Annotated in this window: 21 protein-coding genes and 4 tRNA genes; 15 read left to right on the forward strand and 10 right to left on the reverse strand. The window is 64.8% G+C overall.

The window, feature by feature from the left end:
• Position 1: 1 nt before the first annotated feature.
• From C6A86_RS11950 to C6A86_RS29180, 12 genes are all read left to right on the forward strand, one after another.
• Positions 2–901: a PHB depolymerase family esterase gene (locus C6A86_RS11950; RefSeq protein ID WP_105364204.1), complete on the forward strand. Its 900-nt coding sequence runs from the start codon at positions 2–4 to the stop codon at positions 899–901.
• A gap of 48 nt (positions 902–949) precedes the next feature.
• Entirely contained in the window at positions 950–1,258 is a 309-nt protein-coding gene (locus C6A86_RS11955) for a hypothetical protein (RefSeq protein ID WP_105364205.1), read from the forward strand.
• 18 nt (positions 1,259–1,276) lie between these two features.
• Positions 1,277–2,008, forward strand: coding sequence for a hypothetical protein (locus tag C6A86_RS11960; RefSeq protein WP_105364206.1), 732 nt, complete (start codon positions 1,277–1,279; stop codon positions 2,006–2,008).
• Between the two features lie 91 nt (positions 2,009–2,099).
• Positions 2,100–2,858 carry an SPW repeat protein gene (locus C6A86_RS11965; protein WP_105364207.1) on the forward strand — a complete coding sequence of 253 codons (759 nt, stop codon included), beginning with the start codon at positions 2,100–2,102 and terminating at the stop codon, positions 2,856–2,858.
• A gap of 13 nt (positions 2,859–2,871) precedes the next feature.
• On the forward strand, positions 2,872–3,417 hold the full coding sequence (locus C6A86_RS11970) for an LppA family lipoprotein (protein WP_158263281.1): 546 nt from the start codon (positions 2,872–2,874) through the stop codon (positions 3,415–3,417).
• A 162-nt stretch (positions 3,418–3,579) separates the two neighbouring features.
• Entirely contained in the window at positions 3,580–3,876 is a 297-nt protein-coding gene (locus C6A86_RS11975) for a DUF732 domain-containing protein (RefSeq protein WP_142407017.1), read from the forward strand.
• A 550-nt stretch (positions 3,877–4,426) separates the two neighbouring features.
• Positions 4,427–4,927, forward strand: coding sequence for a hypothetical protein (locus tag C6A86_RS11980; protein ID WP_142407018.1), 501 nt, complete (start codon positions 4,427–4,429; stop codon positions 4,925–4,927).
• Positions 4,924–5,325 (forward strand): helix-turn-helix domain-containing protein, encoded by a 402-nt coding sequence (locus C6A86_RS11985; RefSeq protein WP_142407019.1) that lies wholly within the window; start codon positions 4,924–4,926, stop codon positions 5,323–5,325. Before C6A86_RS11980 ends, C6A86_RS11985 begins: the two co-directional genes overlap by 4 nt.
• A 71-nt stretch (positions 5,326–5,396) precedes the next feature.
• Positions 5,397–5,852 carry a hypothetical protein gene (locus C6A86_RS11990; protein ID WP_142407020.1) on the forward strand — a complete coding sequence of 152 codons (456 nt, stop codon included), beginning with the start codon at positions 5,397–5,399 and terminating at the stop codon, positions 5,850–5,852.
• Positions 5,853–6,211: 359 nt separating this feature from the next.
• Positions 6,212–6,772 (forward strand): hypothetical protein, encoded by a 561-nt coding sequence (locus C6A86_RS11995; protein ID WP_105364213.1) that lies wholly within the window; start codon positions 6,212–6,214, stop codon positions 6,770–6,772.
• Between the two features lie 2 nt (positions 6,773–6,774).
• Positions 6,775–6,987, forward strand: a complete 213-nt coding sequence (locus C6A86_RS12000; RefSeq protein ID WP_105364214.1) for a hypothetical protein — start codon at positions 6,775–6,777, stop codon at positions 6,985–6,987.
• A gap of 118 nt (positions 6,988–7,105) precedes the next feature.
• Positions 7,106–7,459, forward strand: coding sequence for a DUF732 domain-containing protein (locus C6A86_RS29180; RefSeq protein ID WP_158263282.1), 354 nt, complete (start codon positions 7,106–7,108; stop codon positions 7,457–7,459).
• Between the two features lie 153 nt (positions 7,460–7,612).
• Here C6A86_RS29180 and C6A86_RS12005 read toward each other — a convergent pair whose 3' ends face one another.
• The 8 genes from C6A86_RS12005 to C6A86_RS12040 form a co-directional block, all read right to left on the reverse strand.
• The gene (locus tag C6A86_RS12005) at positions 7,613–7,831 is read right to left on the reverse strand and encodes a hypothetical protein (protein ID WP_142407021.1); all 219 of its coding nucleotides are present in this window, start codon (positions 7,829–7,831) and stop codon (positions 7,613–7,615) included.
• A 120-nt stretch (positions 7,832–7,951) separates the two neighbouring features.
• Positions 7,952–8,533 carry a hypothetical protein gene (locus C6A86_RS12010; RefSeq protein WP_142407022.1) on the reverse strand — a complete coding sequence of 194 codons (582 nt, stop codon included), beginning with the start codon at positions 8,531–8,533 and terminating at the stop codon, positions 7,952–7,954.
• Positions 8,530–8,694, reverse strand: a complete 165-nt coding sequence (locus C6A86_RS12015; protein ID WP_233213072.1) for a hypothetical protein — start codon at positions 8,692–8,694, stop codon at positions 8,530–8,532. Before C6A86_RS12015 ends, C6A86_RS12010 begins: the two co-directional genes overlap by 4 nt.
• Before the next feature lie 159 nt (positions 8,695–8,853).
• Positions 8,854–8,928 (reverse strand) — tRNA-Val (locus C6A86_RS12020).
• Positions 8,929–8,941: 13 nt separating this feature from the next.
• Positions 8,942–9,015, reverse strand: a tRNA-Cys gene (locus C6A86_RS12025).
• A gap of 28 nt (positions 9,016–9,043) precedes the next feature.
• Positions 9,044–9,116: transfer RNA gene (locus tag C6A86_RS12030), tRNA-Gly, on the reverse strand.
• A 95-nt stretch (positions 9,117–9,211) separates the two neighbouring features.
• On the reverse strand, positions 9,212–9,628 hold the full coding sequence (locus tag C6A86_RS12035; protein WP_105364218.1) for a DUF6636 domain-containing protein: 417 nt from the start codon (positions 9,626–9,628) through the stop codon (positions 9,212–9,214).
• A 44-nt stretch (positions 9,629–9,672) separates the two neighbouring features.
• A complete protein-coding gene (locus C6A86_RS12040; protein WP_105364219.1) occupies positions 9,673–10,686 on the reverse strand; it encodes an alcohol dehydrogenase catalytic domain-containing protein in 1,014 nt (337 codons plus the stop codon).
• A 146-nt stretch (positions 10,687–10,832) separates the two neighbouring features.
• On the opposite strand from C6A86_RS12040, the gene C6A86_RS12045 reads away from it, so the two are divergent.
• Positions 10,833–10,904, forward strand: a tRNA-Val gene (locus C6A86_RS12045).
• Positions 10,905–10,964: 60 nt separating this feature from the next.
• Complete coding sequence (locus tag C6A86_RS12050; protein WP_105364220.1) at positions 10,965–11,591, forward strand: flavin reductase family protein; 627 nt, start codon at positions 10,965–10,967, stop codon at positions 11,589–11,591.
• Positions 11,592–11,595: 4 nt separating this feature from the next.
• Here the strand turns inward: C6A86_RS12050 and C6A86_RS12055 are convergent, their stop codons facing one another.
• Positions 11,596–11,964, reverse strand: coding sequence for an STAS/SEC14 domain-containing protein (locus C6A86_RS12055; RefSeq protein WP_105364221.1), 369 nt, complete (start codon positions 11,962–11,964; stop codon positions 11,596–11,598).
• A gap of 58 nt (positions 11,965–12,022) precedes the next feature.
• On the opposite strand from C6A86_RS12055, the gene C6A86_RS12060 reads away from it, so the two are divergent.
• On the forward strand, positions 12,023–13,015 hold the full coding sequence (locus C6A86_RS12060; protein ID WP_199196260.1) for an LLM class flavin-dependent oxidoreductase: 993 nt from the start codon (positions 12,023–12,025) through the stop codon (positions 13,013–13,015).
• Between the two features lie 3 nt (positions 13,016–13,018).
• Here the strand turns inward: C6A86_RS12060 and fdxA are convergent, their stop codons facing one another.
• A complete protein-coding gene (fdxA, locus tag C6A86_RS12065) occupies positions 13,019–13,372 on the reverse strand; it encodes a ferredoxin (protein WP_105364223.1) in 354 nt (117 codons plus the stop codon).
• Between the last annotated feature and the right edge of the window lie 48 nt (positions 13,373–13,420).

Raw genomic sequence — 13,420 nt, forward strand, 5'->3', positions numbered from 1 at the left:
GGTGAGGGGCAGAGTCGCCGTGACGTTGCTGGTGGTCCTGCTCTGCGTGCTGGGACAGGTATCGGTGGCGCAGGCGGAACCGCCGACGGCGCAGATCGACGTCGGGGGCCTGCAGCGCACGTACTACCTGCACCTGCCGCCGGGACCGCCGACCGGTCTGGTGGTCAACATGCACGCCGCCGGCCAGAACGGTCGGCAGCATGCCGCGCTCACCCACTACGACGCGGTGGCCGACGCTCATGGATATGCGGTGGTGTACCCGGACGGTATCGACCTCAGCTGGGCCGACGGGCGCGGCGCGTCGGTCCCGGACCGCACCGGTGTCGACGATGTCGGATTCATTGTCGCCCTTGTGGATCGGCTGACCGCCGAGTTGGGGATCCCGGCGGGCCGGGTGTTCGCGACCGGGCTCTCGGCGGGCGGATTCATGGCCAACCGGCTGGCGTGTGATCGCGCGGACATGTTCGCCGCGATCGCTCCGATCGGCGCGACCCTCGGTGATCAGGTCGCATGTAACCCGTCGCAGCCAGTATCGGTGCTCACCTCACAGGGCACCGTCGATCCGATCGTGCCGTTCAACGGCGGTCCGATGATCGGTCGGGGCGGTCCCAGCACCATCCTGGCGGCCTACGCCGTGGTGGACCGCTGGCGCGAACTCAACGGCTGCGCGCCGGACCCGGTGATCGCGCCGGTGCCCGGTTCCGGTGACGGGACGAGTGCCGAACGCGTCAGCTACGCGTGCGCAGCGGGCACCGAAGTGGTGTTCCTGCGGGTCGACGGCGGTGGGCACACCTGGCCGGGTGCCCCGGAGATCCTGCCTGCGGACCAGGTGGGGCCGGCCACGCGTGCGTTCGACGCCTCGGAGGTGTCGGCGCAGTTCTTCGACGCGCACGGCCGGTAGTTCGTTCCCGGTGTTCCCGGTTGCTCCGTTCGAACATATGATCGAACAGTGGGCGAGATGCAGAGCATCGGGCACGGCGGCCAGCCGGCGCGGGACGTCTTCCGCCGCGTCGACCCGCCGCGCGCTGTGCTGGTTGATCTGGGCGCCCTGTTCCCGCGGCAGCCGCACTGCCAGTGGGGGCGCTATCACCCGCTCGGGCTGCAGATGCACAAGGTGGTCGAGGGGGAGCTGACCTGCTGGGGACTCTGCGAGCAGGGAGCCTGGTGGGGTCTGGTGACGTATTCGATCACCTTCGGTGCATCGGAAAGGCCGGTGACGCACTGGGTTCCGGCATGGATGCTGACGGTCAAGGCGTAGTTCGTTAGTGTCCCCGCTATGACGCAGCCGCCGGAGGGCGAGGAGCCGACCGGCTACCTGGCCGATGCCGGTGCGCCCACCGAGCTCGCCGGTGTCGCCGACGCGCACACCCAGGCGGCGCACGCGTGGGCGTTCGATGAGGATCCGGAGCCCGAGCCGCCGCGGTTCACACCCGGGCGGATCACGGCGTTCGCCGTCGCCGCGGCGGTGGTGGTGATCGCTGCCGCCTCCGGGATTGCGGTGTGGTTCCTGAGCGACGGTGAGCCGGCGGCCGAGCCGGCGCCGCGGCCCGACCTGCTCAACGGGGTGTACCGCGTCGAATATCACTGGGATCAGGCCACGTATCGCGAGGCCGAAGGCAACACGAACTGGGGTGGGGGGGCCGATGCCGGGCCGGCCCAGGATTGGCTGACGTTGACCTCGGCCTGCACGGACACCGACTGCATCGCCACCGGCGAGGTCCTCGGCCAGGACCGCGAGCGGCTCGCCGGTGCCCGCACGCTGACGTTCAAGCTGACCAATGGGACCTGGGAGGACATCGCGCCCGCGCGGGTGAAGTCCACCTGTACCTATGACGACGGATCGGTCGCGGGGGAGTCGTGGACGACGGTGACGTTGGGCTTCACCCCGCGCCCGGACGGATCGTTCACCGGCGCGCTCACCACCGTCGTCGACACCGACGAGTGCGGTGACCAGGGGAACACGGTCGTGACGCCGTTGACGGCGGGTCGGGTGGGCGAGGCGGTGTAGTGCCACGGTCCCCGCGTCGGGCGTGACAGGGGTACAAAGTATGGCCCAAAAGGCCCTAGTTGTCCCCGCGGTATCGGCGTTGATTCTAGGTATGAACTCGAAATTGTGGATTGGCTGGGTCGCAGTAGCCATCGGTGTGTGTGCCGCGGTGTCGGCGTTCGTGGTCAGTTCGACGCAGGCCGGGCAGGGACTCGCATTCGGGTTCGGAGCGTTCATCGCGTTCTTCGGGGCGATGTCGGTCCTCGCTCACAACCGGGCCCCCGATCATTGGGGTTTGGTGGTGGTCGGGGTGGTCATGGTGGCCCTGCCGTTCCTCAGCGGCGGCTTCAACGTCGACCGGGGCGCGGCCTGGACCTGCTGGGTGGCCGGGGGCCTGGCGCTCGTCCTCGGTGGCATCGGCTGGACGCACGACAAGACCCAGACCCAGGACGGGATGAGCGAATGGGGCGACAGCCAGCGGCTGCGCCACCGCTGGAGCTACTGGATTGGCCGACTCGCGTTGGCGGTGGGCGCCGGCAGCGTGCTCGTGGGTATCGCGTCCCACTCGTCGATAGCCGGGACCGCTGTCACCATCGGCCTGGGCGCCATGATCGCGGTGGTCGCCGTGTGGTCACTGCTGGCCTCCGAGCCGACCCACGATTTCCTGTTGCTCGCCATGGTGGGGTTCGCGATGTTCCTGTCGCCGTGGGCGGCGGGATACGCGGGAGACACCATGGCGTGGGCGGCATGGGTGGCCGGTGCGCTGGCCACGGGGCTCGGCGTCGCGGGCTACTTGCGTGATGAGCGTATGGACTTCGCCACCGCCGTTCGGGATGACTCGGCTGAGCGGTACCGCGAACAGTTTCGCTGATGGTGGGGGTTGTGTGCTGCAGGGCGTGAGGCGCGGCATTGCCGCCGCGCTGTCGGTCGCTGCGCTGAGCGCGTGCGGTACGACAAGCGGCGGCGACGAAGGCGCAGCGACGACCAGCAGTGATGTGGAAGCCAACCTGCGCGCCAGGCCCTCATTCGAAGACGCGCGACAGCAATACCGGGCGGCCGTCGAGGGGTGGGCCGCCCAGATCGTTTCGATGTCAACGGGATTGACCTGGCGTGTGAAAGAAGACAGCTGGGTTGGGTGCAGCGGTGACTACGCCAACACTCCCGGGGTGCACGCCTACATCTATGTCGTGTTCGACGGGCCGGTCCCCGATGAGTCATGGCCGCGAGCGCTCGACGTGGTGCGACAGGGTGCGGCTCAGTTGGGCGCCACCACTGTCACCACCCCCGTCGATACACCTCGCGATCACGATGTCGTTTTCGCCGGTAGTGACGGCGTCGCGGTGGAATTCGGCACCAAGGCCGTGGGCGTCTTGTCTGCCACGTCAGATTGCCGGCTGCGCCGGGCGGATTTGCCAGTGGACATCCCTTGAATCGCGGCAACGGGGACGGTCGGCTGGGGGCAGGTACGCACCGACCGGTGAGGCGGGTGCCTCACAACATCGCCCTCGTCTCTACCAGTTCCGTGCGCCGTCGGAGTTCGACTAGAACAATTTCAAAAACGGCGGTCTGGGTGGAGTGACAGGATGACCGCCATGACGAAGTTGCTGACCATCGTGCTGGCGACGCTCTCAATCGGCATGCTCAGTGCTCCGGTCGCTTCCGCTGCGGATGAGGAAGGTTTCCTCGGCTACATGTCGCAGCACGGCGCGACGGTCACGCCGTTCACGCGGGGCTTCCTATTGGGCGGTGGCAATGCTGCATGCGCCGATATCGCGCGGGGCGTGCCGGTTGACCAGGTTCGGGTCCCGTATCCCGGGGCGTCGGATCAGGGGCTACGAGATTTGGCCTACGGTGCCTCGCTGTTCTTGTGCCCGGTGGGCGGTCAATGATGACCAGACTCGGAATCGTCGCGCTCGCTGCTGCGGGAATCGCCTGGGAGTTGAGGCCATCTGCAAGGGGGCATCGCCCCACGGCATCGCCGACGAGTACGGCTTTGGCTTGGCGACGTCGGAACAGATCGCTCGGGCGGTGTACATCGACGTTGCCCTGAGACGGACCGATAGATGAGACACCGTGCCGGTCTAGGTGAATGATGAATCCGAGCATTGCCAGCGAGACCGGCGCGGTCGCCGCTCTCGGACCTCTTGCCAGTCAGGCTTCGCGATGTGTACGGGTCTGGGAGATCTGCAGAGTCTGAAAATCCCCAGACTCCGTACATGTTGCGTCTCCCGACTGTCTTGGGTGGGCGCTGGTTCTCGCGGCACCCCCGCCCCGTGGGGCTGTGACGTCCGTCGAACCGGTGAGTCGGGGCGGCGAAAGCCGTCTCGCTCCTGGTGTCCTCCGTTTGGTCGACACATGCTGTGAATCTGATGCAGGGAGGGCTGGCATGATTTCATCCGCCGACGGGGGGGTGACATTTCCAGCCGAGAGGGTCAGTTTTTGAGTGCGGGCGGATCCGAAGACGACGACGAATTGAGCAATTCGTCACGTTCTGACCACTCGGTTGACAGCGATGCTTACGATGGTGACAGCGGTGAAGATAAAACTTCACCTCCGTACCGGGAGATTGAGCATGGAACAGCTAAAAACATCGATGCCATCGTCGGTGAAAACGGTAGCTGCGAGGCATTCGACTACCTCGCAGCCCTGACCGAGGTAGACCAGGCACAATTCAAGGCACGGTTCGAGCGTTACACGCAAGTCGGCTATCTACGCAGCCCCGAAGAGATGCGCATCATCGAGGAGAGCGGCGTCGAGGTCCGAGTGCACGAGATCAAGACGCGAAACGGGCACCGTTTGTTCGGTGTCCAAGAGGAATCCAGGTTCGTCGTCTCGCACGGAGTGCGGAAGCCGAAACCGAGGGCAGTGAGGAAGCACGCAGTGCGCGCTCGAACTGCCTATCAGGCCGCGAAGGCCAGGGAAGTGGAGAAGGAAAAATGAGCGATTGGTTCAATGCCACCCCATCGAGTGAGCGCCTCCTCAGCGAGGAGCGGTTGATCCTGTCAGCAACGGAGCAGGTCCACGAGGCGTTGCATTGCGCCGACGTTCCGAAGAAGGTACTTGCCGAGCGATTGGGTGTTTCCAAGAGCGAGATCGGCCAGAGACTGAGTGGACGACGAAACCTGACCGTCCGCTCTCTCGCTGCGATGCTCCACGCGCTTGGCTACGAAGCCACGCTTTCCATTCGCCCTGTCACGAAAGCTCATGAGCTTCCACGGGACGATTTGATGACCTTCAAGCAGCGACGCAAGACTCCGCTCGCTCATCCCTCGTATCGCACAACCCGAGTGCGTCCCATGACGGTAAAAAGTGAGGCGCCAGAAATGGTTGCTGGATGACGAGGGTTGGGGTAACACCCCCCGCGGGGCGTGACGCGAATATTCGAGTCATCAGGCAGATCGACCACCTCGTGACGGTCCGGTTGGACGAACTTCATTGCCAATCGTTTAAGCCGTTCGAGGGCGATTCGTTGACCCTTGTGACACGGCTGGGTGTCAGCGCAAACCTGGAAGGCGCTGAGCTCTCGACGATCTCACGCTACTCAGTTTTTGCGGTCGACGACGAAGATGCCGACGAACCAACGCCAGACAACACGGTATGGCGCATCGATGCGTCATTCCTCGCCCATTGGCTGCTCACCTCTGAGGACGTAACCCCACACGACGCTCAATGCTTCGCGATAGGGCAAGGCGCACTTACTTGCCACCCTTATGCGCGAGAGACCGTGCAGAGCGTTTCCGCGCGAATGAATTACGCGCCGGCGACCCTTGACTTGATCTATAACCCGTTCCATGGCGAAGACGACGGCACTGAAATCTTCATCGAGATTCCTGATGACGAAACGTCAGTCGAGTCCACGCAATAGCCCGTTAGATACTGCGCGGGCTGGCGGTCTTACGCGGCATGGCTGTGACAACTGCCGCGTAGGCATTAGCGAGGTGCTCAAGCTGCACGCCGGTGTAGCTGGGGGCTTCTGCGGCGATTTGTTTGAGTAGAGCCTCCGCGGCGGCTTCGGACAGTGCACGTAACTCAGCCATCGATTTAGGTCCTATCTCTCGCTGTTGGCGGTTCCCGCAGTGGGTTAGGCGGGCTAGTCGACCGTATCGGCAAGGGGTGACAAGTGGCCGCCGATTGCCTGGGGTGTCGAGCGAAGAGATAACGCCTAGTTCGAGCAAGGACGATGTGCTGCTGACTTGTCGTGCGCCGCGATTAGAGTTGTAGCCCATGGACGTTGGTGACTGGATCAGCCTGGCAGGTGTCGTCATCGCTGGTGGGTCGGCGATCTGGGCGGCGTCCTCCGCACGCGCGGCGAGGCAAGCTCAACTGGTAGCCGACGACCGAGCCGAAGCGGCGGTCAAAGCTGAGCGGGCTGCTGTTGCGGCACAACGTGACATAGCTGAACAGTTGAGTCGGTCAGCCGATATCGAGGCGGAACGTGCTCGCCGCGAAGCCGAGCAGGCGGAATCCGCGGAAGGCGTTCCTTGGAGGCTCGCGCATCACCGCGGCGACCTTTACGAAGCTCGCAATGAATCAGACAAACCAAAATTCCACGTCGCGATTGACGGCCCGAAGCTCATCAATCCGCAGGTGGCAGAGCGGGTTGACGGGCGCAGCTCAATGCAGTTCAGGGCTATCCCCGCTGGGGGTCTTGGCGACGAAGTGCTGATCTCTTGGCACCGCCTCGAAGACAAGTCGGACGCGGCGCGGACGTGGTCAGGTCTCAAGCTGCCAAAGCCAAAAGAAGATCGAAAACCTCTTGGCCGGACTTTCAGAAGTGACCGCTAAGCGTGGGTGTCACCCGGATAGTGGCGCTCGAGGTTGAGCCGTCTGATGAGCTTGGTTCGGAACTGTGGGCGGTCGAGTGGACTGACGACCTGGTGGACTTACGGCACGTCCACGACGCGAAGAAAGCGGCGCAGCGGCACGTCTACAACATGCTGAACCTGTTGCAGCCTGATCAGAACAAAAACGACGTACTGACGGTTGTGCTGCGGGGCTAGTTGCTGACACAACAAGGTGCAAGTCGGTCACGCGTTCCGTTTAGGGCGCACGGAACCCGCTCCAGCTCCATACTCGACTCTTGGGCGGCGTTGAGTCGCCACGAGAGGGGTGCCACCGGTGACGATTCGCAGACTACTGCCCGCTGCCGTTGCAGTCGTCGCAGCGCTACTTCACTCACCGCCCGCTTATGCCGATGACGCCGGCTTCCTGGCGAGGCTAGAGAAAGTCGGCATAGAGAATGAAGGCGGCGAGGCGGCTCTCCTAGACGTCGGGCGCGAGATCTGCCGAGACCTGTTCAACGGAGAGGCGGGTGAAGACCTCGCCGCCGAGCTGTTTTACACCTCTGCGTACGGTCAGGACGATGAGCCGCGATACGCGCTAAGTCTCACTCTCGCAAGATGGTTCGTTGTCTACGCAATCACCGAATTATGCCCAGGGGCGGGCGCGCTGCCCGGTGCTTTGCCTGACTAGTTGTGAACCGACAGCAATACGACCCGAGTCGTCGGGCCGGGGCGCAGCTTTGAGAGGCGATTCGGACCGTCACCCTCGGGGCGCAGGGTGACGGGCCGACGCTTTAGAACCCGACGCGGTTGCGGTGTTGGCTATCGCACCAGTTTCGTTCGGCTACTTGTCGGTGGGATTCGGAGTCTTTTGCTTCTCCTGCTCCCAGCGCTCGAACGTGGCGGTAGCAGCAGGCTCCAAAAATTCGATCAGATCAGTGGCCTCGTCGTGTTTGAGATGCTGGATGCTCTCCGCGTACCAATCAATCAAGTCTTTGGCGCGATCTGGAGCCCTCGCAATGCGGCGGTCGTTCGCGACTCGAAGGCAATTCACGCAATCCATGTCGACCCACCACAACCCAGTCTCGGGGTCTTCGAACTCGGTGTCCCAATCAATGCGATCCGGCTGGACAGCTTCGTATGGCGAGCCGTCGTCGCTTCGGTCGACCGTTCGTGGGTCTTTCTAGAGGGGCATCAAATCCCCGCACACTGCGGCGACGGTGCGGGCGCCGGCATCCCATGCTTTCTCGGCCTCACTAATCCAATACCGATGGTGCAGTTTGGGATTACGGGGGAGCTGTGCCTGGTATTCCGCCCGCAAGCGGTTCACGTCTTCGCAGTGGTCGCGTGCCTTCTCGACACCAAGGGCCACAAGCTGGCGGTGTTCCGCACTATCGCGGTAGTCGTTGTCTTCCCGCAGCAGCGCATGCCGGGTGCGGGCACCGCGTTCGGAGCATTTGAGTGTTCCGGTAACGCGCGACCCGTGGGGGTGATCCAGGGTGTCCCAGGAACGGTTCTCGTCCTTATAGCCGAAGGAGTAGTTGCTTTTGAGGATGCGGAGGTGGCCGCATTCGCAGCAGAGTGCTTGTAGTTGTTCGCCCTCGGTGCGACGTCGCAACCAGGCGTCATCGATAGCGCGACGCCGGGTATGGAAGTTTTCAAGTTCGCGGCCTCGGCCTCGCTCGGTCCGGCACGGTTGGCCGGGATCCGCGTGGCAGAACGGGCAAGGGTGCCGCAGGGCTCGATGCGGTTCGGTCGTGGTCATCGCGCGACCTCCAGGGCAACAGCGATGCGGTAGAGGTGCGGCCCGACCGGACGAATCCAGCCGCGCACGGCATCCTCGCAAGGGTTGTCGGGCAGAGCGTCGCAGATTGGGCAGCGCACGGTGAGCGCCAGAGGCGTGCGCTCGGCTGCAAGTGTCGTCATGGCGGCAATCTGCGCCGGGTGACCGACAACCTCGTTTGGTGTGGACATACAGACCTCTCGTATCGCGATCGCGATGCGAGGTTGCCTACCTCAATTGGCACGTATCTGGCATGTCGCCAAGGTCGGAGTGTTAAAACTAACTCTGACCTGGAAGAACTGTGGTGCGCGATACTGGGATTGAACCAGTGACCTCTTCCGTGTCAGGGAAGCGCTCTCCCGCTGAGCTAATCGCGCCGGGTCGTAACTTTGGAGGTGGAGACGGGAATCGAACCCGTGTGCACGGCTTTGCAGGCCGTTGCCTCACCACTCGGCCACTCCACCATTTGGGGTTGATGCCACTGCACCTTCGAGCGGACGACGGGATTCGAACCCGCGACCCCAACCTTGGCAAGGTTGTGCGCTACCAACTGCGCCACGTCCGCGTGCCTCGGGTGAGATCGTCACCCGGTGCGGAAAGGAACATTAGTCCAACCACACGAGTAACTACAAATCACTTGTAACCGCTCGGCAATCGGCGCTAAAACAGCTGGTAAACCTGGCGCGAGAGAGTGAAGCCGCGACCGCTGTCGGTGTCTCGGCAGGACATTCCGCTCTCCGCGTTGGTGCAACTGAGCGCGCCGCGGGTGATCGACCGGCCGTAGGCCAGTACGTCGGGCCCGCCCAACGTCGTATCCCCAGCGCAGACCAAGGCCGCCGGCTCGCCGGGCTCCAGCGCGATGCCCTGGCCGTAATCAAACTCACAGTCCGCCGGCCGCGGCGGGGGAGCCCAGTCCCGCTCGGCGATATCGCATCGCAGGTACTCGGAGTCCAGAATGCAACTGACGTTCCCGCTCGGCGACGTGAAATGAGCGAAGTCCTCCGCGGCAGCTGGAGCCGCGCAGAACGTCGCAACGGCCCCGGTCGCTGCGGCGACCGCGAACACTCGAAGGATCATGAAACGACCCTAGCGGGCAACCATCCGCTGGTCAGCGCGAATTATCAGACCGTGAGCACCATCCGGTAGCGGGCCTTGCCGGTGTCCATCGCCGCATACGCCTCGGCGGCCTGAGCCAGCGGAAGCTCCTGGATGCGGGCCCGCACCCCGGACTGCACGGCGAACTTCAGGGTGTCCTCGACATCGCGCGCGGTCCCCGACGGATGGCCGGTGATGCTCACGCCCGGAGTGATCAGCTGCAAGGGGCTGATCGGCAGCGGATCCGGCGTCACACCCACCACGATCAGCTCCCCGCGCGGCAGCAACCCGCCCACGGTGTCGGCCATGGCCTGCGAGTTGGCGGCCGTCGCCAGCACCACCGACACCCCGCCCAGCGCCTGCAGCGCCTCACTCACATCGCCGGCCTTGGAGTCGACATAGTGGTGCGCACCGAGATCGAGTGCGTCCTGCTTCTTGTCCGCTCCGCGGGCGATCGCGATGGTCTCGAAGCCCATTGCGCGGGCGAACTGCACGCCCAGGTGCCCGAGGCCACCGACACCGAGCACCGCGACCCGGTCACCGGGCTTGGCCCTGGTCTCGCGCAACCCGTGGAATACCGTCACCCCCGCGCAGGCCATCGGCGCGGCCTCGGCGAAGGACAGTTCGTCGGGGATGCGGGCCAGCGCGTTGGCGGGCACGGTGACCGATTCGGCGTACCCGCCGGGGTAGTGCCAGCTCGGGATCTGCCCGTTGGCGCAGTGGATGAAGTCACCCTGGTGACACGGCACGCAGCGTCCGCAGTGCCCGCCGAACCAGCCGACGGCCACCCGGTCGCCGACCGCGTAATCCTGAACGCCGTCCCCGATCTCGGCGATGGTGCCGGCGATCTCGTGCCCGGGCGTCAGCGGCCAGGTCAGGCCCGGGAAGGCGCCGTTGACGAACGCGTGGTCAGTCCCGCAGACACCGCAGGCCTGCACCGCGATACGTACGTGATCGCGACCCGGCGGGGTGGTGTCCACCTCGGCGAGTTCCAGCGCTGCTCCGGCCGATGCGACATGAACCGCAAGATGTCGTGCCATCTCAATCCTCACTCTCGGGCGTGTGGATCTATGTCTACCCGCGCATGGGTCTCTGGGCAGCCCGGTTTGCGGGAAAACTGGCGCCACCCTGACCAGCCAATTCCAGCTAGCCGGTAGCCGCGTGCTAGTCTTCGTCCTCGTTCCCCGGTCTCGTAGCTCAGGGGGAGAGCGTCCGCCTCACACGCGGAAGGTCACTGGTTCGATCCCAGTCGGGACCACAAGCAAGAACCGCCCTCGGGCGGTTCTTTTGCTTTCTCAGGCCGACCGGAAGAGGTGTCATGGCAGGCGACGGCGCCCATTTCTATCGGCCCGCGGAGGGCACCGGGCTTCCGCACGATCCGTTCAACGCCATCGTCGGGCCCCGGCCGATCGGCTGGATCTCCACCCGCGACGCCGACGGTGTGCGCAACCTGGCGCCCTACAGCTTCTTCAACGGTTTCAACTACCGTCCGCCGATCATCGGGTTCGCCTCGGTCGGCTGGAAGGACAGTGTGGCCAACATCGAGGCCACCGGAGAGTTCGTCTGGAACCTCGCGACCCGTGAACTCGCTGCGGCCATGAACGAGACCTCCGCCCCGCTGCCATCGGGTGAGGACGAATTCGACCGTAGCGGGCTGACCGCCGTCGACTCCACCACCGTCGGTGCCCCGCGCGTGCTGGAGAGTCCGGTCAACTTCGAATGCCAACTCACCCAACTCATTCAGCTCACCGATGTCGAGGGCACTCCCGTCGACACCTGGATGGTGCTGGGCCAGGTGATCGCCGTGCACATCGATCGGCAGTGGTTGGTCGACGGGGTGTATGACACCGCAGGCCCACGCCCGATCCTGCGCGCCGGCGGGCCCGCCAACTACTCGGAGGTCGGACCCGAGAGCGTGTTCACGATGGACCGGCCGACGAGCTGAGAGCTCAGCCCGCCGCCCACTCCTTGGCCCCGTCCAGCTCATCGAGGCCGAACACCGCGACCTCGCCGGGCACCATCCAGCCCAGCGCGTGCATGGTGTGGCGGACCCAGTCCTTGTCGGACACCACCGCTATCCGCTTGAACGCCGAATGGTGCTGCAGCATTGTGCCGAACCCCATCTTCAGGTCCTCGGCCAGACCTCCCGGCCCGAACCCTTCGTAATCCGGCGCGATCACCTCGACGATGCGGATCTCTTTCGCCGCGCCCAGTGCCTCCATGGTCGGTGCGAACGCACGGAAATCCTCGCCACTGATCCGCCCGGACGCCCGGATGCCGGTCACCCCGTCCGGCATATCTGGGAGTACCTCGATCATCTGTGTCCCCTTTCGCCAAGGTCCAGGGTCCTCCTCCTGCTATGACATAGGAGTGGAAATGGTGGCCACCGCGCCGGCAACCCTGGGTCCGGCCGAGATCGGCGCCTTTGCCGCGCGCGCCGAACGCCTCGGCTTCGACACCGTGCATGTCTCGGAAACCATCCACGACCCCTTCACGGTGGCCGCCTTCGCGCTGCAGGCCACCACCGCGATCACCGTGCGTACCAGCATGGTGCTGGCGTTTCCGCGCAGCCCGATGATCACCGCCTACGCCGCGTGGGATCTGGCGCGCCTGTCCGGTGGCAGGTTCCAGCTGGGCATCGCCTCCCAGGTGCGCGGCAACATCGTCGGCCGCTTCTCTACGGCGTGGTCCGAGCCGGTGTCCCGGATGGCCGACTACATCCGCTCACTGCGGGCGATCTTCCACTCCTTCCAGACCGGCGAGCGGCTCAATTATGTTGGCGCGCATTACACCTTCGACAAGCTGCAGCCCTACTTCAATCCCGGCCCGCTGGATAATCCCGCTCCGGCCATCTGGACCGGCGGCGTCAACGCGCGCATGGTCGCCATGGCCGGCGAACTGGCCGACGGCTTCGTCTGCCATCCGACCAACTCCCACCCGACGATCCTGCGTACCCAGACGCTGCCTGCGCTGGCCGGTGGGTCACCGAGGGTGATCGCCAATCCGCAGCCGTTGATGGCCGCGACAGGGGAGGGAGTGCGTGCGCTGCGGGACACCCGCCGCGGCGAACTGGCGTTCCTGTACAGCACGCCCGCTTACCGCCGTCAGCTTGAACACTTCGGGATCGCCGAACTCGGTGCTGCTCTCAGCGCCATGGCGCAGGACAACCAGTGGGCCGATATGAGCAGGCTGTTCACCGATGATGTGCTCGAACAGCTGCTGCCGCACGGCACCTATGACGAGATTCCGGAGCTGCTCGAGCAGTGGTACGCCGGACTGTGTGACGGGCTGACGATCGCGTTGCCGGCCGGGGACGACGACGCGCTGGCCGAACTGGTGCGGCAGTGCAGGGTCATTCCCACCCGATGACGGCTAGTGCGCCGGGACGTCCCGCGCCGGCATCGCCGCCACCAACGGGGTGTCCACGCCGACCGGCCCGAGTGCGTGCGCGCCGCCCGGTGAACCCAGCGGTGCGTCGCGTCCCGGCAGCACTGTCAGGAAGAACTCCGCATTGTCGGCCAGGTGTGCCTGCTCTTCCTCGGGCAGATCGGTCTCGTACTCGATCGCATCGAGTCGGCACGCAATTCTGCAGGCGCCGCAGTCCACGCACTCGTTCGGATTGATGTACAGCGAACGGGCACCCTCATAGATGCAGTCCGCGGGGCATTCCGCCACACACGACTTGTCCATCACGTCAACGCATGCCGAGCCGATCACGTAGGTCATGAGCCAACAGTAGGAAACAGGGCTGCACCGGCGGAAGGGACTTTGGTC

Origin of the sequence: Mycobacterium sp. ITM-2016-00316, from assembly GCF_002968335.2 — a bacterium.
Classification (GTDB): Bacteria; Actinomycetota; Actinomycetes; order Mycobacteriales; family Mycobacteriaceae; genus Mycobacterium.

Bases quoted from the DNA above. Each gene is read 5' to 3' on its own strand.
- C6A86_RS11960 (WP_105364206.1), top strand. From the start codon at position 1,277: ATGACGCAGCCGCCGGAGGGCGAGGAGCCGACCGGCTACCTGGCCGAT.
- C6A86_RS11965 (WP_105364207.1), top strand. From the start codon at position 2,100: ATGAACTCGAAATTGTGGATTGGCTGGGTCGCAGTAGCCATCGGTGTG.
- C6A86_RS11975 (WP_142407017.1), top strand. From the start codon at position 3,580: ATGACGAAGTTGCTGACCATCGTGCTGGCGACGCTCTCAATCGGCATG.
- C6A86_RS11985 (WP_142407019.1), top strand. From the start codon at position 4,924: ATGAGCGATTGGTTCAATGCCACCCCATCGAGTGAGCGCCTCCTCAGC.
- C6A86_RS11995 (WP_105364213.1), top strand. From the start codon at position 6,212: ATGGACGTTGGTGACTGGATCAGCCTGGCAGGTGTCGTCATCGCTGGT.
- C6A86_RS12005 (WP_142407021.1), bottom strand. From the start codon at position 7,831: ATGGATTGCGTGAATTGCCTTCGAGTCGCGAACGACCGCCGCATTGCG.
- C6A86_RS12010 (WP_142407022.1), bottom strand. From the start codon at position 8,533: ATGACCACGACCGAACCGCATCGAGCCCTGCGGCACCCTTGCCCGTTC.
- C6A86_RS12015 (WP_233213072.1), bottom strand. From the start codon at position 8,694: ATGACGACACTTGCAGCCGAGCGCACGCCTCTGGCGCTCACCGTGCGC.
- C6A86_RS12035 (WP_105364218.1), bottom strand. From the start codon at position 9,628: ATGATCCTTCGAGTGTTCGCGGTCGCCGCAGCGACCGGGGCCGTTGCG.
- C6A86_RS12040 (WP_105364219.1), bottom strand. From the start codon at position 10,686: ATGGCACGACATCTTGCGGTTCATGTCGCATCGGCCGGAGCAGCGCTG.
- C6A86_RS12050 (WP_105364220.1), top strand. From the start codon at position 10,965: ATGGCAGGCGACGGCGCCCATTTCTATCGGCCCGCGGAGGGCACCGGG.
- C6A86_RS12055 (WP_105364221.1), bottom strand. From the start codon at position 11,964: ATGATCGAGGTACTCCCAGATATGCCGGACGGGGTGACCGGCATCCGG.
- C6A86_RS12060 (WP_199196260.1), top strand. From the start codon at position 12,023: ATGGTGGCCACCGCGCCGGCAACCCTGGGTCCGGCCGAGATCGGCGCC.
- fdxA (WP_105364223.1), bottom strand. From the start codon at position 13,372: ATGACCTACGTGATCGGCTCGGCATGCGTTGACGTGATGGACAAGTCG.